This is a genomic window from Pseudomonas sp. HK3 (assembly GCF_052920985.1).
Map to the genome: position 1 here is coordinate 952,820 of NZ_JBREXD010000001.1, position 25,137 is coordinate 977,956.

The 25,137-nt window shown below is 43.2% G+C and carries 25 protein-coding genes and 1 pseudogene; 16 read left to right on the top strand and 10 right to left on the bottom strand.

The features are described from left to right. Nucleotides 1-8 precede the first annotated feature (8 nt). From hemN to ACU6U9_RS04590, 3 genes are all read right to left on the bottom strand, one after another. Nucleotides 9-1,400 carry an oxygen-independent coproporphyrinogen III oxidase gene (gene hemN, locus ACU6U9_RS04580; RefSeq protein WP_446733883.1) on the bottom strand — a complete coding sequence of 464 codons (1,392 nt, stop codon included), beginning with the start codon at nucleotides 1,398-1,400 and terminating at the stop codon, nucleotides 9-11. A 122-nt stretch (nucleotides 1,401-1,522) separates the two neighbouring features. Continuing rightward, a complete protein-coding gene (locus ACU6U9_RS04585; RefSeq protein ID WP_446733884.1) occupies nucleotides 1,523-2,134 on the bottom strand; it encodes an extracellular solute-binding protein in 612 nt (203 codons plus the stop codon). A 7-nt stretch (nucleotides 2,135-2,141) separates the two neighbouring features. Next, nucleotides 2,142-2,639: an ABC transporter substrate-binding protein gene (locus ACU6U9_RS04590; protein WP_446733885.1), complete on the bottom strand. Its 498-nt coding sequence runs from the start codon at nucleotides 2,637-2,639 to the stop codon at nucleotides 2,142-2,144. 338 nt (nucleotides 2,640-2,977) lie between these two features. On the opposite strand from ACU6U9_RS04590, the pseudogene ACU6U9_RS04595 reads away from it, so the two are divergent. Both ACU6U9_RS04595 and ACU6U9_RS04600 read left to right on the top strand, forming a co-directional pair. Next, nucleotides 2,978-3,266, top strand: a pseudogene (locus ACU6U9_RS04595) (acylphosphatase). Between the two features lie 138 nt (nucleotides 3,267-3,404). Continuing rightward, nucleotides 3,405-3,722: a hypothetical protein gene (locus ACU6U9_RS04600; protein WP_446733886.1), complete on the top strand. Its 318-nt coding sequence runs from the start codon at nucleotides 3,405-3,407 to the stop codon at nucleotides 3,720-3,722. Nucleotides 3,723-3,797: 75 nt separating this feature from the next. On the opposite strand, the gene ACU6U9_RS04605 is transcribed toward ACU6U9_RS04600, so the two are convergent. Beyond that, nucleotides 3,798-4,091, bottom strand: a complete 294-nt coding sequence (locus ACU6U9_RS04605) for an EscU/YscU/HrcU family type III secretion system export apparatus switch protein (protein WP_446733887.1) — start codon at nucleotides 4,089-4,091, stop codon at nucleotides 3,798-3,800. Between the two features lie 11 nt (nucleotides 4,092-4,102). Then, nucleotides 4,103-5,920 (bottom strand): hypothetical protein, encoded by a 1,818-nt coding sequence (locus ACU6U9_RS04610; protein WP_446733888.1) that lies wholly within the window; start codon nucleotides 5,918-5,920, stop codon nucleotides 4,103-4,105. A gap of 206 nt (nucleotides 5,921-6,126) precedes the next feature. Between ACU6U9_RS04610 and ccmA the strand changes: the two genes are divergently transcribed. Genes ccmA through ACU6U9_RS04660 form a run of 10 tightly spaced genes read left to right on the top strand, consistent with a single transcriptional unit; the run spans nucleotide 6,127 to nucleotide 13,818 of the window. Next, on the top strand, nucleotides 6,127-6,759 hold the full coding sequence (ccmA, locus tag ACU6U9_RS04615) for a cytochrome c biogenesis heme-transporting ATPase CcmA (RefSeq protein WP_446735054.1): 633 nt from the start codon (nucleotides 6,127-6,129) through the stop codon (nucleotides 6,757-6,759). Then, nucleotides 6,760-7,437: a heme exporter protein CcmB gene (gene ccmB / locus ACU6U9_RS04620; RefSeq protein ID WP_446733889.1), complete on the top strand. Its 678-nt coding sequence runs from the start codon at nucleotides 6,760-6,762 to the stop codon at nucleotides 7,435-7,437. 46 nt (nucleotides 7,438-7,483) lie between these two features. Beyond that, on the top strand, nucleotides 7,484-8,242 hold the full coding sequence (locus ACU6U9_RS04625; protein ID WP_446733890.1) for a heme ABC transporter permease: 759 nt from the start codon (nucleotides 7,484-7,486) through the stop codon (nucleotides 8,240-8,242). Beyond that, nucleotides 8,242-8,415 carry a heme exporter protein CcmD gene (ccmD, locus tag ACU6U9_RS04630; protein ID WP_446733891.1) on the top strand — a complete coding sequence of 58 codons (174 nt, stop codon included), beginning with the start codon at nucleotides 8,242-8,244 and terminating at the stop codon, nucleotides 8,413-8,415. Before ACU6U9_RS04625 ends, ccmD begins: the two co-directional genes overlap by 1 nt. After that, complete coding sequence (gene ccmE / locus ACU6U9_RS04635) at nucleotides 8,415-8,876, top strand: cytochrome c maturation protein CcmE (RefSeq protein WP_446733892.1); 462 nt, start codon at nucleotides 8,415-8,417, stop codon at nucleotides 8,874-8,876. Before ccmD ends, ccmE begins: the two co-directional genes overlap by 1 nt. 15 nt (nucleotides 8,877-8,891) lie before the next feature. Beyond that, nucleotides 8,892-10,841, top strand: coding sequence for a heme lyase CcmF/NrfE family subunit (locus ACU6U9_RS04640; protein WP_446733893.1), 1,950 nt, complete (start codon nucleotides 8,892-8,894; stop codon nucleotides 10,839-10,841). 12 nt (nucleotides 10,842-10,853) lie between these two features. After that, nucleotides 10,854-11,399: a DsbE family thiol:disulfide interchange protein gene (locus ACU6U9_RS04645; RefSeq protein WP_446733894.1), complete on the top strand. Its 546-nt coding sequence runs from the start codon at nucleotides 10,854-10,856 to the stop codon at nucleotides 11,397-11,399. Further along, the gene (locus ACU6U9_RS04650; RefSeq protein ID WP_446733895.1) at nucleotides 11,396-11,896 is read left to right on the top strand and encodes a cytochrome c-type biogenesis protein; all 501 of its coding nucleotides are present in this window, start codon (nucleotides 11,396-11,398) and stop codon (nucleotides 11,894-11,896) included. Before ACU6U9_RS04645 ends, ACU6U9_RS04650 begins: the two co-directional genes overlap by 4 nt. Next, nucleotides 11,889-13,127 carry a c-type cytochrome biogenesis protein CcmI gene (gene ccmI, locus ACU6U9_RS04655; RefSeq protein ID WP_446733896.1) on the top strand — a complete coding sequence of 413 codons (1,239 nt, stop codon included), beginning with the start codon at nucleotides 11,889-11,891 and terminating at the stop codon, nucleotides 13,125-13,127. The genes ACU6U9_RS04650 and ccmI overlap by 8 nt, the downstream gene beginning before the upstream one ends. Before the next feature lie 13 nt (nucleotides 13,128-13,140). Further along, nucleotides 13,141-13,818: a tRNA-uridine aminocarboxypropyltransferase gene (locus ACU6U9_RS04660; protein WP_446733897.1), complete on the top strand. Its 678-nt coding sequence runs from the start codon at nucleotides 13,141-13,143 to the stop codon at nucleotides 13,816-13,818. A 1-nt stretch (nucleotide 13,819) separates the two neighbouring features. Here ACU6U9_RS04660 and ACU6U9_RS04665 read toward each other — a convergent pair whose 3' ends face one another. After that, the gene (locus tag ACU6U9_RS04665; RefSeq protein WP_446733898.1) at nucleotides 13,820-14,389 is read right to left on the bottom strand and encodes a TetR/AcrR family transcriptional regulator; all 570 of its coding nucleotides are present in this window, start codon (nucleotides 14,387-14,389) and stop codon (nucleotides 13,820-13,822) included. A gap of 186 nt (nucleotides 14,390-14,575) precedes the next feature. Between ACU6U9_RS04665 and ACU6U9_RS04670 the strand changes: the two genes are divergently transcribed. From ACU6U9_RS04670 to ACU6U9_RS04680, 3 genes are all read left to right on the top strand, one after another. Further along, nucleotides 14,576-15,634: an efflux RND transporter periplasmic adaptor subunit gene (locus ACU6U9_RS04670; RefSeq protein WP_446733899.1), complete on the top strand. Its 1,059-nt coding sequence runs from the start codon at nucleotides 14,576-14,578 to the stop codon at nucleotides 15,632-15,634. A gap of 10 nt (nucleotides 15,635-15,644) precedes the next feature. Next, on the top strand, nucleotides 15,645-18,698 hold the full coding sequence (locus ACU6U9_RS04675; protein ID WP_446733900.1) for an efflux RND transporter permease subunit: 3,054 nt from the start codon (nucleotides 15,645-15,647) through the stop codon (nucleotides 18,696-18,698). A gap of 133 nt (nucleotides 18,699-18,831) precedes the next feature. Further along, complete coding sequence (locus ACU6U9_RS04680) at nucleotides 18,832-19,182, top strand: VOC family protein (protein WP_446733901.1); 351 nt, start codon at nucleotides 18,832-18,834, stop codon at nucleotides 19,180-19,182. Between the two features lie 13 nt (nucleotides 19,183-19,195). Here the strand turns inward: ACU6U9_RS04680 and ACU6U9_RS04685 are convergent, their stop codons facing one another. Then, complete coding sequence (locus ACU6U9_RS04685; protein ID WP_446733902.1) at nucleotides 19,196-20,677, bottom strand: sensor histidine kinase; 1,482 nt, start codon at nucleotides 20,675-20,677, stop codon at nucleotides 19,196-19,198. Nucleotides 20,678-20,895: 218 nt separating this feature from the next. On the opposite strand from ACU6U9_RS04685, the gene ACU6U9_RS04690 reads away from it, so the two are divergent. Continuing rightward, nucleotides 20,896-22,431 carry an SDR family oxidoreductase gene (locus ACU6U9_RS04690; RefSeq protein WP_446733903.1) on the top strand — a complete coding sequence of 512 codons (1,536 nt, stop codon included), beginning with the start codon at nucleotides 20,896-20,898 and terminating at the stop codon, nucleotides 22,429-22,431. 24 nt (nucleotides 22,432-22,455) lie between these two features. On the opposite strand, the gene tsaA is transcribed toward ACU6U9_RS04690, so the two are convergent. From tsaA to ACU6U9_RS04705, 3 genes are all read right to left on the bottom strand, one after another. Next, on the bottom strand, nucleotides 22,456-23,157 hold the full coding sequence (gene tsaA / locus ACU6U9_RS04695) for a tRNA (N6-threonylcarbamoyladenosine(37)-N6)-methyltransferase TrmO (protein ID WP_446733904.1): 702 nt from the start codon (nucleotides 23,155-23,157) through the stop codon (nucleotides 22,456-22,458). A 42-nt stretch (nucleotides 23,158-23,199) separates the two neighbouring features. Then, the gene (locus ACU6U9_RS04700) at nucleotides 23,200-24,132 is read right to left on the bottom strand and encodes a GGDEF domain-containing protein (protein ID WP_446733905.1); all 933 of its coding nucleotides are present in this window, start codon (nucleotides 24,130-24,132) and stop codon (nucleotides 23,200-23,202) included. 266 nt (nucleotides 24,133-24,398) lie between these two features. Then, a complete protein-coding gene (locus ACU6U9_RS04705) occupies nucleotides 24,399-25,130 on the bottom strand; it encodes a YciK family oxidoreductase (RefSeq protein WP_446733906.1) in 732 nt (243 codons plus the stop codon). Nucleotides 25,131-25,137: the final 7 nt, after the last annotated feature.

Here is a 25,137-nt window from a genome sequence, read left to right on the forward strand (position 1 = left end):
AATTTAAGTTATATCACTTTACTATAGCGTATGCCTTGCTGTGGGCGAGTTAGATATTCATCAAATTCCATACAGATGCTGCGAATCAATAACACACCTTTATCGTGAACCTGTATTCCCTGCGGGCTTAGACTTAATAGGCCGTCTTCTTCGAAGCGCTTTAGGCTTTCAAGTTCTTTGGCAAAGTGTTGCTGAGGCTTGATGTGAAAGCGCTGTTCAATATCATCAAAGGCTAAGTTGAAGTGACAAATGAGCTGTTTGATAACGGCTTGTCTTAATTCATCTTCTTGGGTGAGTGTTAAACCTCTGTTAATAGGAAGGGTGTCTTGCGCTAATTGATCTTGATAAACCGCTATATCGGCACTGTTTTGCAAATAGCTGTGGCCGATCTGACTTATGGATGACACACCAAGCGCCACTAGATCACAATCAGGATGAGTGGTGTAACCTTGAAAGTTGCGGTGCAATTTTCCCGCTTGCTGGGCTTGCGCTAGACTATCGCTGGGTTTGGCGAAGTGATCCATGCCGATATAAACATAACCGGCCTGTGTGAGCAGTTGAATGCTGTCTTGCAACATGTCTAGTTTGGTTTCTGGGCTGGGCAGGTCTTCTGTTTGTATGCGCCGCTGTGGCATAAAGCGTTCAGGCAAATGCGCATAATTAAATACCGAGATACGATCAGGGTTTAGTTCAATGATGTGCTGAAGCGTGTTTTGAAAGCCGTCTCGGTTTTGTAAGGGGAGCCCGTAAATGAGATCGATATTGATCGATTTAAAATTAAGCTGACGAGATTGCTCCAGTGAGTTTCTTGTCATTTCTAGTGGCTGAATACGGTTCACGGCTTTTTGCACAGCAGGGTCCACATCTTGAACGCCTAAACTAACACGATTAAAGCCAATGCTTTTTAGGTGGGCGAGTGTGTCGTCTTGTAGCTCTCGTGGGTCAATTTCAATTGAAAAGTCCCTGTCTTGTGCGTTTGAAAGATTAAAATGCGCCCTTAGCTTATGCATTAAACGGGTCATTTGTTCGTGGCTTAAAAACGTAGGCGTGCCGCCACCAAAGTGCAATTGGTCTACTGTGCGGTTGTCGTCATAGCCTTGCGCGCGCATTTCTATCTCTTTAAATAAAGCAGCAAGATAAGGCTCGGCTTTTTCGCGACGTTTAGTGATGACTTTATTACAGGCGCAGTAATAACAAACATGTGCGCAAAATGGGATGTGCACATAGAGCGATAAGCCTTCATCTTGTTTGTGGCTACTTAGACGGGCTTGTTGGTATTGCTCGGCACTAAAGCCCGGTAAAAATTGTACCGCTGTTGGGTAAGAGGTATAGCGTGGGCCAGATTTGTCGTGGCGCTTAATGAGATCAATGTCCCACTGGATATTGGTTTGAAGGGTCATGGTATATCCGCACATTTGAATTGCCCTTATTTTAACAAGCAAAGGTGTTTGGATATTGTTTTAGGTCAAGCCAGCAGTGCCATAGGCACTAACGGGCTTAAAGAAGGAGGCTAAATGGAGGGTTAAAAGTAACTTTGCATCGGGACGCTGCACCACTTGCCGTTTGCGCAGATGGCTTTGACCCAAAGGCGATGTTTAATGCGATTTACCTTGCGCTCTTTAGGCGCCATCATTTGAAGGCCAGCAAGGGTTTGTTCATTAGGGTAGATGGTCGGATCGTTTAAAATGTCGGCGTCTACATATTGTTGTGCGTTTAACATGGGGCTTGGGTAAGCGGTAAAGTTAGAGTTACGACCAGAAATCTTTGCTGACATCATATAATCAATAAAGGCATAAGCCATATCTTTATTCGGTGCGTTTTTAGGGATGGCCATAATATCGATCCACATGGCGGCCCCTTCTTTAGGGATGACGTATTGTAGGTCTGAGTTTTCCGCAACTTCTGTCAGAATGTCACCTGAGTAACCGACGGCTAGACAAATTTTGTTGTCTTTTAAGTCGTCGGTATATTGAGTGCTATGCAAGTAGTTAATGTCGGCAATGGTTTCTTTTAATAACTGTCCTGCGGCTTGGAGCTCTGCCTTTGAGCTGGTGTTGAGTGAATAGCCTAGATATTTAAGTGCCGCCGCGAAAATTTCATCTCGCTCGTTTACTATGCCAATGCCACATTGCATTAATTTTTTACGTTTGGTGCTGTCGAATAATAACGCCCAAGGAATTGCTGTTTGGGTCGATGCCGACTTTTTTTACTTCTTTTGTGTTGATGCCAATGCCGGTTGTGCCCCACATATAAGGAATACTGTAGACATTGCCGGTGTCGAGTAATTCAAGCCCGCTCATCACAACAGGGTTTAAATCACTGAAATTATTAAAGCGTGATTTATCAAGGGGAATAATTAAATCGTTCTCAGCCATAATGCGAATAATGGATGATGTAGGGAAGATAACGTCGTATTTATTCTTCGAATCAAAAAATATCGAGGTGAACTCATCCACACTGTTGAACTCTGAATATTCGATGGTGACATTATTGGCTTGCTCGAATTCCTTTAAGGCATCCGGATCAATGTATTCACCCCAATTTAAAACACGTAAGGTTTGTGGTTCGCTATGGGCTTGGCTGGTAAATAAGCAAGTCAATAGTATGAGTGGTGTGAGCACTCTTATTAGGTTGTTCATCATTATCTCGGTTGTCGATTTATCGTCGACTTTTAAGAGTAGGGTGCATGCCAATATCGGAGTGAGTGTTGGCAACTTATAAATGAGTCCAATTGTCTCGTTAAAGCGACACTGAAAGATATATACCTTAGGGTATATATTGAGTCTAAAACCGCATATTTATTCGGGTTTTTGTGATGGGATTCTGATTTTTTACGCATGTTATCTTTATCTACAAAGCGCGTATTAACGACTGTAGATAGGGTTTGTTAGAAAGAAAATACACTAGGTGTTTGACGATATGACAAAACCCAGCATATATTGCACAGCTGGGTTTATTTAAGGAGAGGGTGGTGCAGGTGCAACAGGAGCAGTTACAGGCGTACCATGTTTATGTGTCAGGCAAAGTACAAGGGGTTTATTATCGAGCCTCGACAGCTAAGAAGGCACATGCTTTGGGTTTATCCGGTTGGGTTAAAAACTTAACGGATGGTCGGGTTGAGTTATTTGTACAAGGTCCAGCGGATTCCCTTGAGCAATTGCTGCGTTGGTGTAAAAGAAGGGCCAATGTTGGCCAAAGTCAGTAATGTAGAGTGCGAGGTGGCGCAAGTAGACGTTAATATGGCGCAGTTTGAGGTCATGCGCTGACTTTCCTGTAAGCCTTGAGCCTGTTAATCTAAGGGGGTCATTCATAACTTAAAAATAATAATAATGAATTCAAAACTTACTTCACTATTTCTTGTTTGTATCTCGTTAATTGCCTTATTAGTCACGGGGTGTAGTTCTATGCCGGGCGCGTTAGAAGGCAATGATCTAAGCCACTTAAGTCTGCGTGACAAACGAATGGCTGATAAGAAAGTACAGGTTTTAGATGCTAAGCCAAGCGTGAGTAATTCTCTGGGTACAGTTAGCTCTAAGCGTTGCCAGAGTTCTATGTTCAGTGAAACCCCAGAAGAAAAGACCCTGATTGTCGATATGAAAGCAGAAGCTTACCGCTTAGGTGCTAATGCGATTAGTGACATCAAGATTGAGCAACAAGGTGCGGTTGGCGATGGTTGTTGGAATGTTTTTACGGCAACTGCCAATATGCTGGTGGTTGAATAGTTAGAGGTTAACACGTCATATCGTGATGATAGAAAGCCAGCAATTGCTGGTTTTTTTATGCATGCTATTTGTTCGTTATATGTTTTCGTAACCTTTTGGTGCTTTACCTTGAATAAAAAACGCAAATGCTAAAATTTCAGCCACCAAGCGATATAATTCGGGTGGAATGTTATCACCAATGCTCAGGGCGCTTAACTGCTCAAGTAGCTCAGGGTTTTCATAAATAGGGATACCCGCTTCATAGGCAAGGGTGACTAGCTCGTTTGCTTTTTCGCCGAAGCGTTTCTCGCTGATGACGGGCGCTTGGCCGCCGTCATAAAATAGGGCGAGTGCCTGTTCAATCTCATGTTTTGGTATGTCGTTATGCATGATCAAACCTGCTATGTATGAACGTCAATTAACGATTGCTGGATCGGCTGGTGTAGGGGTTTTGGCGCACCATGTTTGCTTGTAATGCTGTCAATTTTAAAGCCCGCTTGTTCCAGTTTGTTTTTAATGAGTGGAATATTCTGATGCAAATGCTTGAGCTGTTGGGATTCGTTCGCCCAAAGCGTTACGGCCAATTGTTCTTGCTTAAGGTGGCTTTCAATGGCGAATGCGTATTGTGTTTGTTGTGCAAAGCGCAGAATTAAATGCCAGCCATTGGCTTGCTCGGTTTCTTGATTGGTTTGTGGTTGCTGTTTGCACTCAAAGTCACACCATTGAATTTGATTCTGGTGAAGATAGGGCAAAGATAACTGAAATTGAGGCGTGTCCTGTGTTTGTAAAAACCGATTTTGAATTTGGTCATGTGTTAATTTTGATAAATTTTGAGTGATGCTAAGCAGTTGTCTGAGTAACGCCGCTTCGCTGTCGTTGTTACTTTGATTAAAGCTATTAAGCAGTGCCGACAATGTTTGCTGCAGTTGAGGTTGTACGGCTAGCGGTTTAGGCCAGAGCGAATCGCCGTGATTGTCGCTGCTGGCTTTGGGCATCATTAATAACGTGAGCCACTGGCTTAAATCTTGAAATGTTTTAATAGAAGAGCCCGCACTGGCTCCCTGAAACTGCATCGCTGGCCAATTGGGTATAAAGCTGTCTTTGCGCTGCAATAATTGTTTACTTAGCTGTGTCAGCATTTGATTTTGGTTTTGGATAAGCCAATTTTTATGATCGTGTTTTAATGAATCGCTACTAATGCTGTTGGAGCTTGTCGGGTTTTGGGTATTTTTAAGGGCGTCTAATATTTTAGGTGCGACTGAGTTGGTACTTGATGTTGCCTCTGGCGGCTGATTTTGGGTGCTTGTTGACCCCGTTACTTTTTGCTGGAACTGGGATACCCATTTTTGAATGCTTTGCTCAACCTGAGTGATTTTACTCTGCATGTTTGTGTTGTTTGTATTGTGTGTTGCGCCAGCTTTGTTTTGGCTTGTTTGATTTTGAGCTGACTGTGGCAGCGACTGTGCTTGCTCGGCAGAGGGTTTGGTTGTCATAGGTTGCGATTGCAGCAGTTGCGCAATTTTTGATTCAAGATTTTGCCCACTGTTTATGAGTGCTTGTTTTAGGATGTTGGGCGCAAGGGGCACTTCACTTTGCAATGTTACATTGGGAATTGGAGTGAAAGTGAACCTTGTGCGGCTTTCTTTCGTAGAACTTTGACTGCCATCAATGAGCACAATGGGTTTTAGGGTAAAGTTCTGGGCAATAAATTGTGAGCGAAACTGATTCAATGGTGTTGGGTTTTGTGCATTGTGAATAGTGAGCTTACCTTCGGGGCTTTGACGTAATAAAACTTGGCTATTTGGCGTGAGAGGCCGGTCAGATAAGATGCTAATCGAGCCTTTGACGCTCATCAGTTTTACCAGTACTAATTTGAGGCTATCTGAAAGAACCTCGTTTTTGCTTAAGTTTTGAGCAAGATTCGAAAGGCTTAATTTTTCACTGATGCCTGATTGTGTTGCGGGGTCGGCTATTGGCCCCTTGGGATGATTACCTGTTAGCAAAGCCAATTGATTTAATACTTGCTGATTTTGTTTGTCCGGCAATGTTTGGCTGGATTCCACTTTGGCCCATGTGTTTATTAATGCTTGAATGGAGGCTGGTAATGCTTGTTGGCTCTTTGAAGGCGCAGAGGATTGGCTCACCTGAGCGTCGCCTGACGTAGGCTTTGCAGGTGATGACGATTTTATGTTGAGTGCGGGTTCGCTGGGTAGTTTCATTAAACCATCAAAATTTCAGGAATCTGCCGTAAATGCGCGTTATTTTGTATATAATGCCGCGCGCGTAGCTGGCTTGTACATCGTCTATATCGGCCAGTTATGTGATGAGTGTAGTAATCAGTATAGTAATTAGTATAGAGGTTATGTTTTAAACCTCACGAATAGGAGCCTTTGTGCCGCAATTAGATGAACAAAATACGCCTAAAGTGCCGACAGCATTGCTCAGTGGCCGCGCTTTGATGTGCGAACGCGATGATCGTGTATTGTTCAGCAAGTTGAATTTTGATTGGCATGAAGGGCAAATTGTTCGTATCTCTGGCCCTAACGGGGCTGGTAAAAGCACATTGATCCGCATTTTGTTAGGTTTATGTGCGTCTTACGACGGTCAATTGTATTTCGATGGCAAGCCTATGCACTCAGCGCGTTATGATTTTCGTAGCGAGCTTTTATATTTGGGCCATCAAGTTGGCATTAAGACCAGCTTAACCCCAGAAGAAAATTTAAAATGGCTGTGCCCTGATGCCAGTAGTGCCGATATCCATACCGCCCTTAAAAAAGTAGGCCTTTATGGGTTTGAAGATGTATTAGCACAGGGTTTATCAGCTGGTCAGCAGCGTCGTGTAGCATTGGCTCGTTTGTATTTAGAGCCTAAAGCGATTTGGATTTTAGATGAACCCTTTACCGCTATTGATAAAGAGGGTGTAGTCCAATTAGAGCAGCATATTATACAGCATGCCCAAAGCGGAGGTTTAGTGGTATTAACCACTCACCACCAGTTGGCGTTTGATGTGCAAGAGCTTGCGTTAGGGGTTCAAGCAGCCCAAGAGGTATTGAGCTAAATGGCACAAACTTCTTCTTTAATGGCCATTTTTAAACGAGACTTGCTCATTGCGTTTCGCAATCGTGGTGAGTTACTTAATCCCCTGATGTTTTTCTTAATGGTCGCCAGTTTATTTCCACTGGCAGTGACGCCTGATCCTAAGTTTTTAGGTTTGATTGCCCCCGGTATTATTTGGGTTGGCGCGCTACTGGCGACACTGTTGTCGTTGGACCTAATGTTTAAAAGTGATTTTGAAGACGGCAGTCTTGAGCAAATGTTATTGCAACCTCAACCGACTTTATTATTTGTGATGGTGAAAACCTTATTGCACTGGTTGATGGCAGGGTTGCCACTGACGTTAATGGCGCCTGTTTTGGGTGTGATGTTGGCTCTACCGGAAGGTGGTTATTGGCCACTGGTGTTTAGTTTATTGCTGGGCACACCCACATTAAGTTTATTAGGGGCCATTGGCGCGGCTTTGACCGTGGGTTTAAAAAAGGGCGGTATGCTAATGCCTTTGTTAATTTTGCCCTTGTATATTCCGGTTTTGATTTTTGCGGCAAGCTCGGTTCAAGCAGGTGTCGATGGTAATAGTTACACCGGGCATCTGGCGTTTTTGGGTGCGTATTTAGCATTGATGTTGGTGTTGGCGCCGGTTGCCAGTGCAGCGTCTTTGAAAATATCGATTGCGCGCTGACGTTAAGTTTTGTTTATTTCAAATTTTGTTTACAAGGTCGTTTTATATGTGGTCTGCACTTAAAAGACTCTATCACCAACTTGGCTCACCGAAGTGGTTTTATGAAATCACATCGCGCTGGTCGCCTTGGTTTTTATGGATAGGCAGCGCGCTGATGTTAGTCGGTGTGGTATGGGGCTTAGCATTTGCACCCGCAGATTATCTGCAGGGCAACAGCTTTCGTATTATTTATGTGCATGTGCCTGCGGCTTTGTTAAGTCAAAGCGCTTATATCATGATGGCGGTGGCGGGCTTAGTTGGCTTAGTTTGGAAAATGAAAATGTCGTTTGTGGTGGGCAAAACCATTGCGCCCATAGGCGCAAGTTTAGCGATTATTGCGCTGGTTACGGGAGCTATTTGGGGAAAACCCACTTGGGGAACTTGGTGGGTCTGGGATGCTCGTTTAACGTCAATGCTCATTTTGTTGTTTTTATATATGGGTGTTATGGCTATTTATAACGCCATTGAAAGTGAAGAAATGGCAAATAAAGCCGCGGCTGTTTTAGCTTTAGTGGGCAGTATTAATATTCCTATTATTAAATACAGTGTTGAGTGGTGGAATACATTGCATCAGCCAGCCACTATTACACTGACTAAAAAACCAACGATGGCACCTGAAATGTTCATTCCGTTAGTGCTGACGATTATTGGGCTTTATTGCTGGTTTGCGGTTTGGGTGTTTGCGCGTACACGTAATGAAATTTTATGGCGCGAGCGTCGAACTAAATGGGTAAAAAGCCTTCTTAATACGGGAGCTAATCACTGATGTTTTTTGATAGCTTCACAGAATTCTTGCATATGGGCGGTCATGGATTATTTGTTTGGTTAAGCTACGGCATTACTTGCTTAATTATCGCACAAAATTTCATTGGCCCTGTGCTTACACGAAAAAAAGTCATTAAAGATATTGAGCGCCAGATGCGCCGGGAGCAGAAGTAATGCATCCACAACGTAAACAAAGACTCTTCATTATTTTATTTATGGTTGGCGGTATCGCCTTAGCCGTGAGTTTGATGTTAGTGGCATTAAAAGAAAACATTAATCTATTTTATACCCCGCAGCAAATTGTGGCGGGGGACGCGCCCACTCATCGCACGATTCGCGCCGGCGGTATGGTTGTTGAGGGCAGTGTGACACGCGAGAAAGATGGTTTGACGGTTCAGTTTGGTGTAACGGATGGCAAAGATATTGTCACAATACAGTTCGACGGTATTTTACCGGATCTATTTCGTGAGGGTCAGGGCATTGTTGCGTTAGGCCAGTTAAACGACGACAACGTATTTATCGCATCTGAAGTATTAGCTAAGCATGATGAAAATTATATGCCCCCAGAAGTGGCTGATGCATTAGAAAAAGCCCACAACGATGGTCAACAAGACGTTAAAAGCGCTCGTTACTAATTTAGGAGAAAAAATATGTTACCTGAGTTAGGTCATTTTGCGCTGATATTAGCGCTGGTTTTTGCTTTTTTACAAAGCGTGATCCCATTACTGGGAACGGCTACTGGCCGCACACAATGGATGGTGATGAGTCGTCCTTTAAGTTGGGGGCAGTTCTTGTTTTTGTTTATCTCGTTTATTGCATTAGCAGCCAGCTTTGTGAATGACGATTTTTCTGTGGCCTATGTTGCCAATAATTCTAATAGTTTATTACCGGTACAATATAAAATCAGTGCGGTTTGGGGCTCTCATGAAGGTTCCTTATTGCTTTGGGTTTTATTGCTCAGCACATGGACGGTTGCAGTGAGTATTTTCTCCCGTAATTTACCCATTGATATTTTAGCGCGTGTGCTTGCCATTATGGGTTTAATCAGTGTTGGTTTTTTGCTCTTTACAATTTTCACCTCAAACCCGTTTGAGCGTGTGCTGCCCAACATCCCACTTGATGGAAAAGATTTAAATCCATTATTGCAAGACTTTGGTTTAATTGTGCACCCACCTATGTTGTACATGGGTTATGTGGGCTTCTCTGTTGCGTTTGCGTTTGCGTTAGCGGCTTTGTTAAGTGGCCGGTTGGATGCGGCTTGGGCTCGTTGGTCTCGTCCTTGGACAACGGTTGCTTGGGCGTTTTTAACCGCGGGTATCGCACTTGGGAGTTGGTGGGCATATTACGAACTTGGCTGGGGCGGCTGGTGGTTTTGGGACCCTGTAGAAAACGCATCGTTCATGCCTTGGTTGGTCGGTACGGCGTTAATTCACTCTTTGGCTGTGACTGAAAAACGCGGTGCATTTAAAAGTTGGACGGTTCTATTAGCCATTTTCGCGTTTAGTTTGAGCTTACTGGGTACGTTCTTAGTGCGCTCTGGTGTGCTTAATAGTGTGCACGCATTTGCCAGCGATCCCGATCGCGGTTTATTTATTTTGGCGTTATTGATTGTTTCGATCGGTGGCTCGCTGTTAATTTATGCATTAAAAGCGCCCACCGTTGTGGCACGTGTAAGTTTTTCTTGGGTAAGCAAAGAAAGTTTCTTGTTACTGAATAATGTTTTATTGATCGTGACGTGTGCCATGGTATTACTCGGCACCTTGTACCCAATGGTAGCCGATTACTTTTTTGATCAAAAAATAAGTGTTGGTGCACCGTTCTTTAATCTCTTCTTTGTGCCGCTTATGTCAGTGTTATTGCTGTTTATCAGTTTAGGTTTTATTAGTCGTTGGAAAAAAACCGATGGTAAATGGTTAGCATCTCAGTTGTGGCCTGCTGCTGTATTTACCGTTGTGTTGTCTCTTGTGTTTCCGCTTATCTATGGTGTGCACTATACGTGGCAAATTGTTTTTGGCGTGGCATTAAGTTCTTGGGTGATCAGCTCTACGTTGCTTGATCTTTATCGCAAGACGAACACTAAAAATGGTTTCGTAGCCGGTCTTAAAAAATTAAGTTTAAGTTATTACGGTATGATTTTGGCTCACATGGGCGTGGCAATTACCGCAATGGGGATTTGCATTGTGAGTAATTATACTCAAGAGCATGACGTGCGAGTGGTGCCAGGCGATACGGTTGATGCATCGGGTTATCATTTTATATTTGATGGCGTGAAAAAAGTAAAAGGTCCTAACTACATTGCAGACGAAGGTCAAATTCGTGTGTTTCATAACGATGAATATTACACCACCATGAAACCACAAAAACGTCATTACAAAGTGCAACGTAACATAATGACAGAAGCCGATATTGATGCGGGTTTATTCCGTGATTTATATGTGGCGTTAGGTGAAAAATTAGATGGGGGCGCTTGGGCGGTTCGCATTCATTATAAGCCTTACGTTCGTTGGTTGTGGCTAGGGGCCATCTTTATGTCACTGGGTGGCGTATTGGCCGTCTGTGATAAACGTTATCGTTTGTCTCGTACACGTACTTCAAACTAATAGGGCTCGACTATGAAACGCTGGGCATTATTTATACCTTTTATTATTTTTTCGTTACTGGGTTTTTTACTTTGGCGCGGTTTATATCTTGACCCTAAAGATATTCCGTCTGCCTTGGTCGATAAGCCATTTCCAGACTTTGCATTGCCGACGTTAGTCAGTGGTGAAACAAAAACAAAATCAAGCTTGCAAGGGGATGTTCACCTTGTAAACGTATGGGGCACTTGGTGCATCAGCTGTAAAGTTGAGCACCCATTTTTAGTTGAGCTGGCTAAAGAGGGTGTGCGCATTATTGGTGTGAACTATAAAGATGAAAATGATGCGGCGCGCCAATGGTTGATTGACCTAGGTAACCCGTATGTGTTTTCAGTGGATGATGAAGCGGGCACCTTATCTATGGACTTAGGGGTGACTGGTGCACCCGAAACGTTCTTCGTTGATGCCAATGGTGTGGTGCGTTATAAGCATCAAGGGCCGATTACACGAGGCAATTGGGCGCCGTTAGAAAAATTTTGGCAGTCGCTGGTTACTGAATCAAAGCAGGCGGTGCAACCATGATGAAATACGTTGTTTTGTTTGCCGCGTTATTATTAAGCCAGTTATCTTATGCCATTGTTGATGGGCATGAATATATTTTTGATGATGGCAGTGAGGTTGAAAATGAAAACCGGGCTCAGCTTTTTCAGACGTTAGCACAAGAGCTGCGTTGTCCTAAGTGTCAAAACCAGAATCTATCGGATAGTAACGCTATGATAGCCGGCGACCTGCGTCGAGAGTTATATCAGCAGGTTAAATCAGGTCAAGACGGTGAAAGCATTGTCAATTTCATGGTGAATCGTTACGGTGAGTTTGTTTTGTATCGCCCGAAAGTGAACGGCATGACTTACGTATTATGGTTTGGCCCTGTGGCATTGCTGATTATTGGTTTGATCTGTTTAATTGTGATTGTACGAAAACGCAAACAAAGTGTGCAGCCAGCAGAGCCATTAAGCGAAGCACAGCAAAAACGCATTGATCAATTATTAGCAAAAGATAAAGGGGATGATCATGTTTAGTTTATGGTTAGGTGTTGCTGTTTTATTAGTATTAGCCGTGTTGATGATGTGCCTACCTTTATTTGTCACATTACGTGGCAGTGAATTAAAGCGTCAGCAAAGCAACGTTGATATTTATAAATCCCAGCTAGCTGATTTAGAGTCTGATTTAAGTAATGAGCGAATTGATCAGGCGGAATATGAAGGTCTAAGCCAAGAGATTAAATCGAACTTGTTAATCGATACACAAGACCAGCAAGCCGTTCCACTTTCTAATAAAGGCAAATGGGTGTTTGCACCTGCCATTATTATCATCTTTGTTTTCAGCATAGGCTTATATATGAAGCTTGGTTCTGAAAATGAATTAGTCATTACCCAGTTATTGCAAAAAAGTGGTCAGACGAATTTTACTGAAGAAAATGCACACGAGCTAATTGAGCGACTTAATGTGCAAACCACTAAAACCCCTGAAGATACTGAAATGTGGTATTTACTAGGGCGTTTAAATTTCGATATGGGTCAGTTCGACCAGGCCGTGCTTGGTTTTACACAAGCCTTACAATTGTTACCTATCGACTCTAAACAAGATCAAGCGGTGGCTATGGCGCAATTAGCGCAGGCACAATTTTTTGCTAATGATCGAACATTAAATGCAGCGACGCAGTCTTTACTAAAAGATGTGTTGGCCATTAATCCTAATGATGAAACATCATTGGGATTGTTGGGGGTTTCTGCTTATGACAATAAGCGCTATGTTGAAGCGGTGGGTTATTGGCAGCGATTAATCAGCATGATGCCAGTAAATAATCCTAATGTGGCGGCAATTGAGGGTGGTATTAACAAAGCACTTGAACGGATGACTGATGAAGAGCGTGCGGCTATTAAAAAGCAGCAGGTGGCCGTTCAGCCTGCTGTCATACAAGTGACTGTTAATATTGCACAAAACATCATTTCGCGATTACCCAAAAATGCAGATTTATTTGTATTGGCCAAAGCTGAGAATGGCCCGCCTATGCCATTGGCGGTTCAACGTATTGATGTGAACGAATGGCCAGTAACAGTGACCTTGGATGACTCCATGGCCATGATGCCGTCATTGCGTTTAAGCCAGTTTAAAAATGTTGTTATTACGGCCCGTATTAGTAAAAGCGGTGTTGGTAATGCTAAACCGGGTGACTTGCAGGGTGTGAGTGCGGTTATTGGCAGCGATACTAAACGCGTATCTTTGCAAATTAACGAAGTCGTAAAATAGGCCACCACTTCACGTGTTTAATGCGAATGCACCACGAAAGCCTTATCTAGCAAAGGGTAGCAATGTAAAGCGCTGCCTTGATTGCTTAATGGCGGATGGCTATTGTTTGTGTGCTCATAAAAAAAGCGTACAGCAAGACGATTCTGTACCAGTGCATATTTGTTTGTTGATGCACAAAGAAGAAAGTTACAAACCCAGTAACACGGGCCGACTTATTGAACACATTCTACCTGATTACACTCATCGTTTTTATTGGCACAGAACGCAGCCCGATCCTGATTTTATCAGTTTGCTACAAAACCCCGTGTTTCAACCGTATATTATTTTCCCAGGTGACCGTGGCGGCTATGATGATAGAGTCGTTAAGAGTGCAAATGAAACAGATGGAAAAATTCCATTGTTTATCATTTTAGATGGCAGCTGGCGACAAGCAGGGCGCATGTTCCGTTTAAGCACATATTTGCAAACATTACCTGTGTTACCACTTAACACACAAAGACATAGCCGCTATAAATTACGCAAAGCGCCGGATGAATTTCATTTGTGCACGGTTGAGGTTGCCATTGAGTTATTGCATCAACATCAACAAAGTGACGCTGCGTCCACTTTGGACGATTATTTTCTGATATTCAATGAGTTCTATGCTCAGTCTCGCCGTCAACAAAAAGCCAGTTTACCGCCTGCGCAATAATCTAACGACAAGCCAATTGAAAAATACGCAGCACGTCATGACTGGCTTGCTGTAAATCTTGTTTTTCTAGGTGGCCTCTTAATCCATCTAAGCTTGCTAGAATCAATGTAGCCAATTTTCTTGGTGCTAGCCCGGTTCTTTCTAGTGTTATCGATTGCGCTTTTTCTGCCTTAGTTAAAACATCGGACAGCATGTTTTCAATGTCTTGCCTTGCTTGGGCAAAAATATCTTCGGCCACATGCTGAACATGGTATTTAAGGTCATTTAGAATGTGCTGATTGCTCACTTCATCGAATGTAGGGGTGAGCCATGTTTCCATGACTAAGCCTATGGTTTCCCAGCATTCAAGTTCCTGCGCTAAAATAGGTAGGCAATCATTATTGGCCTGTAGCTGAAACTGATGCACGACTTGTCTAAAGGCATCATCTTTATTTTTAAAGTACTTATGAACGGTTGCCCGCGAATAGCCGGCATGCTCGCTTATGAGCGTCATGTTACTGGCTTTATAGCCATGTTGGAAAAAGCATTGTCTCGCACCCGCTAGGACTTTTTGCTCGGTTTTTAAATGCAATGTCGTTACCTAATTGGTCATTGTTGCAAATATAGATAGGTGTTTTACGTTCAAAACACACTGTTATTGACAGATTAACACTATGTGTAAACCTGTCAATATGCTACAAATACGCACAAATTGTAGTGGCTGGCCTAAAAATGAGCCACGGCTATGCTTAAGATGGATTAATCTGGAGATAAACACATGGGATATAAGGGTTCATTCTTAGCCTTATTGATCGTAACCGCTTTGGCTGGTTGTGGTGATGGTGCTGAAGTTCAGCAAGCACAAGAAAAAGCAGTTGTCGTTCAGCTTGCTGATGTCAGAACAGCCACAACTGAGCATGAGTTTACGTTTCCTGCAAAAGTGATGGCAAAAACCACGGTTGATTCTGCATTCAGAGTGAGTGGTCGTTTAGAGTCGATTAACTTAGCTGAAGGTAAAACCATCAGAAAAGGCAGTGTCATTGCTAAATTAGAGCCAGAGCCATTTGAGCGTGCCGTGCGTATGGCTGAAGTAAGACTTAAGCAAGCACAGCTAGAGTTAAAGCGTGTTAAAGCAATTGCCATTAAAGGCATTGGCTCTGAAAAATCAGTTGATAATGCAGAAGTCAGTTTCGAGTTGGCTGAAATTGAGCTAGAAGATGCGAAAGCAAATTTAGAATATAGCGTATTAAGAGCGCCGTTTAATGCCATGGTGTCAAAGCGTTTAATTGAAAATAAAGGATTCATTAGTCCAGGTACACCCGTTGCTCGTTTACAAGATTTATCCCGCATACATTTTAAGTTCGATATCCCTGAGCGCCTAGTTAACCAATACAGTCGCTCTCAAATTGCAAAAGCGACAGCGTATATTGATGGTGCCATTAACAAAGAATTTGATATTGAGTATGTCGAATACTCAACAGAGCCTAACCCTGTGAGCCAAACCTATGAAGTGGTTTATGCTATGGATGCTCTAAAAGGCGTTGAAGTAACCCCAGGCGTGCGCGCAACCGTCAAGCTTAAAGGTAACGATGATAAAATGCCGCAAGTATTGGGTGTGCCTGTTAGTGCTTTGGTCACCGGTACTGATAACACAATGTCGGTTTGGGTGTATGACGAGAAAACAGAGCGTATCAGCAGTAAGGTCGTTGCTGTTGGGCCGATGGTTGAAGGCTGGGTCGCGGTATTGTCCGGTTTAGAAAAAGGCCAGAAAGTGGTGTCAGCTGGCGTGACTAAAATGAAAGAAGGGCTGTTAGTTCGCCCTTATAGCATGCAATAAGGGGCTGATTATGGATATCGCAAAAGCGTCCATTAAAACGCCCGTTAATACTTGGCTGCTAGTGGTTATTTGTTTGATTGGTGGTTTGATTGGTTTAGGGGAAATTGGTCGTTTAGAAGACCCTTCTTTTACCATTAAACAAGCCATGGTTATCACAGCTTACCCTGGTGCAAGTGCTGAACAAGTTGAGAAAGAAGTCACAGAGCCTCTTGAAACGGCGATTCAGCAAATGTCGCAAGTAGAAGAAGTTAAGTCGGTATCAAAGCCGGGTGTGTCGGAAATTACGGTTGAAATGAAACCAAACTTTGATGGTAAGGAATTGCCTCAAATTTGGGATGAACTGCGCAAGCGAATGATTGATGCGCAGAATGCACTGCCCACCGGTGTGCGTCCAATTCAAGTGGCGGATGACTTTGGTGATGTATATGGCTTGTATTACGCATTAACGGCACCTGATTTTACCCCATACCAATTACGTGAATTTTCTCGCGTGATCCGCCGTGATTTATTAACCGTGCCTAATGTGACCAAGGTGTCGGTTGAAGGTGTGCTTAAGCAACAAATCACAGTGCATATTGATACATCACAATTAGCCAATTTAGGAATTTCATTACCGGATGTGAAAAATGCCTTAGCGTATAGTTTACGTCCGTACGGCAGTGGCCGTTTACATGTTGATGGTCAGCGTATTCGCATTCCTGTGGGCGGGGTTGAGTCCCATGTTGATGCCATTGAAAACATTACCTTGGGGTTACCAGGCTCGACGAGTCAAATTCGAATTAAAGACATTGCACGAGTCACATTTGATGTGGTTGATATTCCTGATGTGTTGATTCGTCACAATGGCCAACCTGCAATCACACTGGCCGTCGCTGCCAATATTGAAGCGAATGTGGTGGAAGTGGGTATTGCTGTGCGTAAGCAAATTGATCAAATTCTTTCCCAGTTACCTTCAGGGATTATCCTTCAGCCTATTTATGACCAAGCGCAAGTGGTTGATGAGGCGGTAAGTGGCTTTATTACAAACTTAGTTATGTCGGTTGCGGTTGTAATTGCCACACTTTGTTTGTTTATGGGATGGCGCGCGGGCATTGTGGTCGGTGCTGTATTATTGCTTACCGTATTAGGTACGATTTTAGTCATGTGGTTGTATGGCTTAAATTTACAACGTATTTCCCTCGGTGCGCTCGTGATTGCAATGGGGATGCTGGTTGATAATGCGATTGTAGTGGCGGAAGGCATGATGCTGCGAATGCAGAAAGGTTACAACGCATTGGATGCATCAAGCTACGTAGTTAAGCAAACACAATGGCCATTATTGGGGGCGACCGCGATTGGCATTGCCGCGTTCTCCGGTATTGGTTTATCGAATGATGCAACGGGGGAATTTTTATTCTCACTGTTTGCCGTTATTTTGATCTCATTATTCTTATCGTGGATATTAGCCATTACAGTTGCGCCTTTATTTGGTTCTTACTTTTTTGAAGTGGGCGAGGAAAACGGTGAAGAGTCATTTAATAGTGGTCTGCATAAAACATACAAGCGTTACCTTTTGATGGCGTTGCACAATCGTGGCAAAACGGTTTTATTATTACTTGGTGTCACTCTAGTTAGCTACATGAGTTTTGGTTTTGTGAAGCAAGGCTTTTTCCCTGCTTCAAATACACCGATTTATTATGTGCATTACTGGGGGCCGCAGTCGCGTGATATCCGTGAAACGGCTGAATTTATGACACAGGCAGAAGCGTTTGCACAAGAACATGAAGAAGTGTCAGCGGTGACAACGTTTATAGGCAAAGGCGCCACGCGATATACGTTGACCTATGCACCGGAGCAGGCGAACGAAAGTTACGGTGTGATGATTATCCGTACAAATGAGCGCGATCAGATTCCGCTGGTGATGAGTAAATTAACAAAACAACTTCAAGATAATGATCCGGATGCACGCATTTATAATACGCGCGTTATTTTTGGCCCAGGCGTTGGTGCAAAACTAGAAGCGCGTTTTATGGGGCCTGACCAAACCGTATTACGTCAGTTAGCACAAGAGGCAGAAAATATTTTGAAAGCCGATGGTGAATTGTTAGATATTCGTCAAAACTGGCGTCAAAAAGAATTGATACTGGTGCCTCAGTACGATGAATATGCGGCCGGTATTGCCGGTGTAACACGAGCTGATTTTTCAGATGCTGTGCAGTTTTCTAGTAATGGCTTGAAATTGGGTAAGTTGCGTGATGGTGATTACAGTTATGACATTATTGCAAAAGCGCAAGCCCCCCATGAAACCGCACAAGAAACAGATGAGCTACAGCAATTGAAAGATGCTTTAGTTTGGAGCCAGTACCAACGCAGTTATGTGCCGGTTCGCCAGATTAGCCCACAGATGCAAATAGAATCAGAAGGGGTGCTTATTCATCGTCGTGATCGTATTCGCAGCATCAGCGTGTACGCTGAGCCTGGTGCGAACGATACCGCAGCATCGGCACTTGCTCGGGTTCGTCCTAAGATCGAAGCCATTTCATTACCAGACGGTTATAAAATCGAATGGGGTGGGGAGTTCGAAAGCGCAGGCAAGGCACAAAAAGCGCTAGGCGGTGGTTTACCGTTGGGCTTTTTAGTGATGATTTTAATCACGATTTTCTTGTTTGGTTCGGTACGGGAGCCTTTAATTATTTGGTTGATTGTTCCTATGGCTGTTTGCGGTGTCGTTGCTGGATTGCTTATCGCTGACTTGCCATTTGGCTTTATGTCCTTGCTTGGTTTCCTAAGTCTGTTTGGCATGTTGATTAAAAACGCCATTGTATTGATTGAAGAAATTGATATTCAGATTGAAACCGGTATGGATAAATTTGAAGCCATCGTTGAGGCAAGTCTCAGTCGTTTACGCCCTGTATCGTTAGCGGCGGTGACGACCATTCTGGGGATGGGCCCATTATTAACGGATGCATTCTTTGCCGATATGGCCGTTACCATCATGGGTGGTTTAGCATTTGCGACTATTTTGACGATGATCGCTGTACCCGTGTTATACAGCTTGCTTTATAAGGTTGAACAGAAGGCCTAGTGCCTTCTTTGTAGGTTGGTCAGGCATCTTTATTTGATTTGGGTGCCTTTGAATTATTTAAGGTCGCATTGCGGCCTTTTTTTATGTTTGAATAGGGTTAACAATAAAGACTTCATTAGAATAGGGGATTGATATGTCAGCCCATGAAAAAATAAACTATGTTGAGCTACCTGCAAATGACTTAGAAAAAGTGAAAGCCTTTTTTATTAAAGCGTTTGCTTGGAAGTTTACAGATTATGGCGCTGAATACACCGCATTCACTTATTCTGGAATTGATGGCGGCTTTTTCAAAGCACCGTTGTCATCATCCACTCAACAGGGTTCTGCTTTGATTGTGTTATATAGTGAAAATATTCAACACAGTTTAGATAAAGTAGAACAGGCAGGCGGTAAAATAATCAAACCTATTTTTATCTTTCCAGGCGGGCGCCGGTTTCATTTCTCAGACCCATGTGGCAATGAGTGGGCTGTGTGGTCGCTGTAAATACAGCGCAGGTTTACTGGTCGCTACTAGCCGTAATCCTCTTAGGCAGTGTAATGATGAATTGACTGCCTTCACCTAATGTTGATTCTACATCAATCGTGCCTTGCAGTTTGTGGCTCACAATATTGTAGATGATATGCATGCCTAAGCCTGTGCCACCGTTGCCTCTTTTGGTGGTGAAAAAAGGATCAAAAATTTTCTTTTTCACTTCGTCACTCATGCCAGTGCCATCATCGCTATAAATAATTTCTATATTGTCTTCAAGTGCTTTTACTTGAATTTTAATCGTGCCGTCATCGCTTGTCTCATAGGCGTGCATTAGGCTATTCATAATGAGATTGGTGAAAACTTGGGAAAGCGCGCCAGGCAAACTATGAATGATAATGTCCTCTTCACAATCTAAAATAATAGCCACTTGGTAGCGTTTTAAATTGGGCTTTAGTGTGTAGAGGGTTTCTTGTAAATAATCATTTAAATTAAAGTCACGGTCTTCATCGTAGCTTTGGTCTGCACTGACTTGTTTAAAGCTGGTCATTAACTCACTGGCTCGAATAAGGTTTGCCGTCATTAAATGAATACCGTCGTTAAATGTCTCTATAAATGCTTTTAAGTCATTTTTCGTTAACGTGCCTTCAAAAAAAGCGGTTTCTAATTTTTTTACGCTGTCTTCAACATAACTGGCACTGGTTCTCGCAACACCTAGAGGCGTATTGATTTCATGGCTAATGCCCGCAACTAGTGAGCCTAGAGACGCCATTTTTTCGCTTTCAACCAGTTGCGATTGTGCGTGTTTTAGATTTTCTAATGCTTGTTCGGCTTTGTCTCTTTCAGAGGTTAGCATGGTATCGTGTTGTACTTGCCTCTGTTGGGCTTCATTGAATGTTTCGACCAATGTGCCAATTTCATCTTTACTTTGCCAGTTGACAGGATGGTGCTTCCCGTCTTGTTGGGAGGCCTCAATGCTTTTCATGATGGATTCTATCGGGCTAACAACCCAACGTCTAAAGACTAAGAATACGACTAAAAAGATGCTCAGTAGAGCAACTAAGGCCGTTGGAATACGGCTTAATAATATAAACTTTAGGCGGTCGTTATCGAGCTCTATGCGAAACGATGCGACGACAACGCCAATATACTGGTTTTCAAAAATAATCGGTTCGCTGAATAATTTTACATTTTGTGATTTTGGGTGTTGGCATTCATCAGGTGCATTTTCTGTGAAATTGGCATCTGACATAAGCTCGATGCATAAAATATGGGGGTCTTGAGCGTATTGGTTGAGATAGCTGCTAATAAACTGTTGGTCAAGGTTCCATGTTGGAATTGCCACCACTTTTGCCAGTTGCTGTACTTGGGTCTTAACCTGAGACAATTGTGCTTCTTTTAGGCTCTGGCTTTCAATGTAGATAATAACAGCCGCATACAGAATACCCGCCATAAGAGTGAATGGCAGTGAGATAAAAAAGAGTCGCTTAACCAGACTGTTTTTTGTCATATTACGGGGCAAAGTACGGCCTTCTAAGTATTTGATGCTTATATGATTATTCTAACTTATAAAGGTTAGGCTGAAAGGGGAATTTGAGCCAGCTTTAAAAAATATTGTCTAACAAATGGACTGTCTGGGTGCATCGCGCCATAATGTACAGTACAAATTGCTATATGCTGATTTTTTTCAGCCAAAATATAATAAAAATAACAAATGCAGGCATCTCAATGAGTCAGGTTCATTCCCTTTGCGTAGTTGAATCATTCTCCCATAAACGGGTTTTAGTGACAGGTGTAACGGGCTTTCTTGGTAAGGCCATTCTTGAAAAAATGCTACGTGAAACCCCAAATGTTTCAAAGGTCTATTTACTTGTGCGCTCAAGCGCATCATGCAGCGCCCATGATCGGTGTATGAAAGACGTATTTGCCTCTAGTTTGTTCGATGTACTACGTGAACAGCATGGGGCTGGCTTTGATGCATTTATTGCAAGCAAGGTAGAAGTTGTAGCGGGTGAGCTTACTGCCCCTATGTTTGCACTGCCTAAAGACCAGTTTATTAAAATGGCGCAATCGCTTGATTTAATTATCAATTCGGCGGCGAGTGTGAACTTTCGGGAGGCCATGGATCAAGCCCTTAAAATCAATACACTTAGCTTGAATAATATTGTCTCCTTAGTTGAGCATAAAGGCGACCCGGCCAATCCCACGCAAGTTTTACAGGTATCCACATGCTATGTGAATGGCTTTAATCGGGGTGTTATGCGCGAAGATATCGCCGCTCCTGCATCAGGGTTAATTTCTCGTAAAGAGGATGATGTTTACGATATTCAACCTGTTATTGATCAGTTAAATGCAAAAGTAGATCGTATCTATCAAAGCATTACGAATAGCGATCAGCAGCAAAAAAAATTAATACAGTTAGGGATCAAACAAAGCCGCCACTTTGGCTGGAACGATACCTATACCTTTACTAAGTGGCTGGGTGAGCAACTGTTGATTGAGGCATTGGGTAAGAAAAACTTAACTATTCTGCGGCCGTCTATTATTGAAAGCGCGGTTAGTTCGCCGTTACCGGGCTGGGTTGAAGGCGTGAAAGTGGCTGATGCGTTGATTTATGCCTATGCGAAAGGGCGAGTGTCTATTTTTCCTGGAGAAGACAGTGGCATTTTAGATGTAATACCTGTGGATCTGGTCGCGAACTCAGCGTTAATGTGCGGCGCTCAAATGTTTCAAGACAGCGGGCAGTATCGTATTTATCAATGTTGCAGTGGTCGATTAAATCCGATTCGTTTAAAGCAGTTTATTGATTATGTGCAGCAGGCAGCATTGCAGCAATATAAGCAATTACCGAAATTATTTGCAGGTAAGCCGCAAGAAACATTTAAAACAGTGAGCCCTAAAACATTTAGGTTATACATGGCAGCACTTAAAGGGGGTACATGGTTAAAAACGATTGCTGGTCGGCTAATGGGCTCTAAAAGTGCAGGTCGCTTGATGGATAAAGCCAATACAACGGCCAGTTTAGCGATGATTTTTGGTTTTTATACGGCGCCTAAATATCGATTTGATTCGTTGCAACTAGAGCAATTACAAACGCTTTTTTCGGTGGCAGAGCAGGGCATGTTTAACGCAAAAGCAGATAGCTACAGTTGGCAAAAGTATCTACAAGAAATACATCTTGCCGGTTTACATAAATATGCACTGGCAGGTAAGCCTGACCTTACGAAAAAACGCGAGCCTGATACGCAAAAGCAAGCCGCTTAGAGTGTGCATAAAGGTTGGGTTTGATTATTTAACGGGCTCAACCGATTTTACTTCAATAATGCTTTCATCATTTAGGGTGTCATAAACCCAGGTGATGTTCTGGTTCTCTAAATTTGCCCCATAAATTCGGCTGCTATCGATTTTATGAAATGCTGGTTTAGGGTCTTGAGAGAGTACTTGAATAATGAGTGTTTTAAGTTCGGGCTTGGCTTGTAATGTTTGATCGGCATCGCTACAGAAGGTAACGGTTATATTATCAGGGGCTTTTTGTGCAAAAGGGTAAACCGCATCCGTAATACTATCGCTGTAAGGCACGTAAGGTTTGATATCGACGATGGGCGTGCCATCAATTAAATCTAAACCGCTTATTTTTAATATTACCTTGGCGTGTGATGCGATTACTTTATCAAGCTTTACAACCGACATACCCAGAGCATTGGGGCGATGCGTCGCGCGGGTCGCGAATACCCCCATTTTTTTATTGCCGCCGAGTCTGGGGGGGCGTACTTTTGCTTTCCAACCTTGATCAATGCATTGATGAAAAATAAAGTGCAGCCAAATATGGCTACAAGTTTCTAATCCAGCCACGCAGTCAGGATCATTAAAGGGTGGGACGAATTCAATCTCTCCTTTAGCTGCGGTAACCAGGCCGGGCTGACGGGGAGTAGCGAATTTCTCTTTATAGCAAGAGCGCACAAAGGCGATAGGCGTGACATCAAATTTCATGGCCGCATTCTAGCCATTAATTTGATTGGACTCCATTACCTTTTATAGCATTGTGGTGGCATGACTCTCTTTGCACACGCATACTTTATTACGGCCAGATTGTTTGGCTTGATAAAGGGCTTTGTCTGCGCGGTTGAGCAAGTCATTACTAGAATCATCTTCTTTGAGCATGGCAAGGCCAGTACTAAGTGTTACTTGTAATAGGCCTTTATCTGTTGAAATACACAAATCAGCAACCGTCATACGAATACGTTCCGCTATTAATCGAGCATTTGCCACATTCGCATTATTGAGCAGCACGACAAATTCTTCACCACCATAGCGAAAGCAAATATCGGTTTGACGAATGCATTGTTTAATCTGGCTCACAACAGCTTTTAAAACCTCATCACCAACCAAGTGACCATAGCCATCGTTAATGCTTTTAAAATGGTCCAAGTCGACCATTAGCACGCTTAGGTCATAATTAAGGCGCTTACTAAGCTCTATTTCTCGATTTAAATTGTCATCGAGTGCGATGCGATTACCTGCGCCGGTTAGTGGGTCCTTGAATGCTTGATCAAGGGCGTGGCGATATCGCATTGCGTTTCTTAATGGGTACACGAGTGTGCCCATTAATGCCTCGAGATTAGCCAGTTCATGCTCGCGAAATCGAGTGCTACGAAAAAATGTTAAGTCACCAAGGTACTTACCTTGTGCTTTTAGCTGGTAGTTGCTGCTGTGCACGCCAAGCTGACCCAAAGTGAAATGAATATTCAGCTCTTCGCTTTCATAGACGAGGCCGTCTATTAATACGGTGCTGGCAATTTCACGTTGGAAAATATCCAGCAATGCTTGGTAGTCTAAGCTTGTCTGCAAAAAAGTCGCTAGGCGGATGAGTACATCCGACTTGATCTGAGGTTTGGCTGCAAGCTGAGAGTAAGGCGTCAGCTTGTCATCTTGTAGTTCTGTAATATTCGAAAACTGAGTCGCCATAGTCGGGCCTCATACTTATAAAAGATCAACTTGAATAAGCGATTTCTGTGCCAATGTGACATTTTTATTAAAACGTTTTAATTTTCAATGGCTTACAGGATTTTGTGTGGGGTTGGGCTGATAAAAAGGGAAATTTGACAGGTTTGGATGCGAGTATAAGACTAAAGTGTCAGATTATTGAATGGTTGCACCGGAGTGATGAGCATTATTTTGACGCTTTTTGACTAGCTTGCAGTGATCCAAGCTAGTCGCCAATAAACGGCGCTTTATCCTTCGAATGTAAGCGCTTGGCCGTGAGTATCGTGGCCTGCATCGCTCATCAAATGAATGTATTCATCAACGATAGCATGCGGTGTTTTAACTTTTTCAGGATTTTCAGCAGGGTAAGCGGCCGCGCGCATGCCGGTACGAGTGCCGCCAGGGTTGTAGCTGTTCACACGAACTTGGCAGGTGTTTTCAAGTTCTGCGGCCATGGTTTGCATTAAACCCTCAATGGCGAACTTAGAGACCGCGTATGCCCCCCAGAATGCTTTACTTTCACGACCAACACTGGAAGAGGTGAAAATGATAGAAGCATGTTTGTTGCTGCTTTCTAACAAGGGTAATAGGGTGCGCGACATTAAAAATTGGCTGTTAACGTTAATGCTCATTACCTTGTTCCATGTTTGCCAGTTGTAATTGGCAATGGGCGTACGCTGCCCGAGCATGGCTGCGTTTAGTAATAAACCATCAAGCCTGCCAAACTCTTTTTCTATCATGTCTCGTAACTGGAAATAGGCCTCTTCTGGTGCTGTCTCTAGGTCAAACGCTACAATAACAGGCTCAGGTAAGCCTTGAGTCATAAAGTCATCATAAATGGCGTTTAATTTATCCTCAGTACGAGCGAGCATGATTACAGTGGCGCCTGCTTGGGCAAAACCATAGGCGGCAGCCTCACCGATACCGTAACTTGCGCCAGTGACTAAGATAATTTTGTCTTGTAGGGAGTGTTGGGTCATAACGTTT

Bases quoted from the DNA above. Each gene is read 5' to 3' on its own strand.
- ACU6U9_RS04585 (WP_446733884.1), bottom strand. From the start codon at position 2,134: ATGCAATGTGGCATTGGCATAGTAAACGAGCGAGATGAAATTTTCGCG.
- ACU6U9_RS04685 (WP_446733902.1), bottom strand. From the start codon at position 20,677: ATGACAAAAAACAGTCTGGTTAAGCGACTCTTTTTTATCTCACTGCCA.
- ACU6U9_RS04690 (WP_446733903.1), top strand. From the start codon at position 20,896: ATGAGTCAGGTTCATTCCCTTTGCGTAGTTGAATCATTCTCCCATAAA.
- ACU6U9_RS04590 (WP_446733885.1), bottom strand. From the start codon at position 2,639: ATGAACAACCTAATAAGAGTGCTCACACCACTCATACTATTGACTTGC.
- tsaA (WP_446733904.1), bottom strand. From the start codon at position 23,157: ATGAAATTTGATGTCACGCCTATCGCCTTTGTGCGCTCTTGCTATAAA.
- ACU6U9_RS04605 (WP_446733887.1), bottom strand. From the start codon at position 4,091: ATGCATAACGACATACCAAAACATGAGATTGAACAGGCACTCGCCCTA.
- ccmI (WP_446733896.1), top strand. From the start codon at position 11,889: ATGTTTAGTTTATGGTTAGGTGTTGCTGTTTTATTAGTATTAGCCGTG.
- ACU6U9_RS04700 (WP_446733905.1), bottom strand. From the start codon at position 24,132: ATGGCGACTCAGTTTTCGAATATTACAGAACTACAAGATGACAAGCTG.
- ACU6U9_RS04645 (WP_446733894.1), top strand. From the start codon at position 10,854: ATGAAACGCTGGGCATTATTTATACCTTTTATTATTTTTTCGTTACTG.
- ccmE (WP_446733892.1), top strand. From the start codon at position 8,415: ATGCATCCACAACGTAAACAAAGACTCTTCATTATTTTATTTATGGTT.
- ACU6U9_RS04705 (WP_446733906.1), bottom strand. From the start codon at position 25,130: ATGACCCAACACTCCCTACAAGACAAAATTATCTTAGTCACTGGCGCA.
- ccmB (WP_446733889.1), top strand. From the start codon at position 6,760: ATGGCACAAACTTCTTCTTTAATGGCCATTTTTAAACGAGACTTGCTC.
- ACU6U9_RS04675 (WP_446733900.1), top strand. From the start codon at position 15,645: ATGGATATCGCAAAAGCGTCCATTAAAACGCCCGTTAATACTTGGCTG.
- ACU6U9_RS04670 (WP_446733899.1), top strand. From the start codon at position 14,576: ATGGGATATAAGGGTTCATTCTTAGCCTTATTGATCGTAACCGCTTTG.
- ccmD (WP_446733891.1), top strand. From the start codon at position 8,242: ATGTTTTTTGATAGCTTCACAGAATTCTTGCATATGGGCGGTCATGGA.
- ACU6U9_RS04680 (WP_446733901.1), top strand. From the start codon at position 18,832: ATGTCAGCCCATGAAAAAATAAACTATGTTGAGCTACCTGCAAATGAC.
- hemN (WP_446733883.1), bottom strand. From the start codon at position 1,400: ATGACCCTTCAAACCAATATCCAGTGGGACATTGATCTCATTAAGCGC.
- ACU6U9_RS04640 (WP_446733893.1), top strand. From the start codon at position 8,892: ATGTTACCTGAGTTAGGTCATTTTGCGCTGATATTAGCGCTGGTTTTT.
- ACU6U9_RS04600 (WP_446733886.1), top strand. From the start codon at position 3,405: ATGCCGGGCGCGTTAGAAGGCAATGATCTAAGCCACTTAAGTCTGCGT.
- ACU6U9_RS04650 (WP_446733895.1), top strand. From the start codon at position 11,396: ATGATGAAATACGTTGTTTTGTTTGCCGCGTTATTATTAAGCCAGTTA.
- ACU6U9_RS04610 (WP_446733888.1), bottom strand. From the start codon at position 5,920: ATGAAACTACCCAGCGAACCCGCACTCAACATAAAATCGTCATCACCT.
- ACU6U9_RS04625 (WP_446733890.1), top strand. From the start codon at position 7,484: ATGTGGTCTGCACTTAAAAGACTCTATCACCAACTTGGCTCACCGAAG.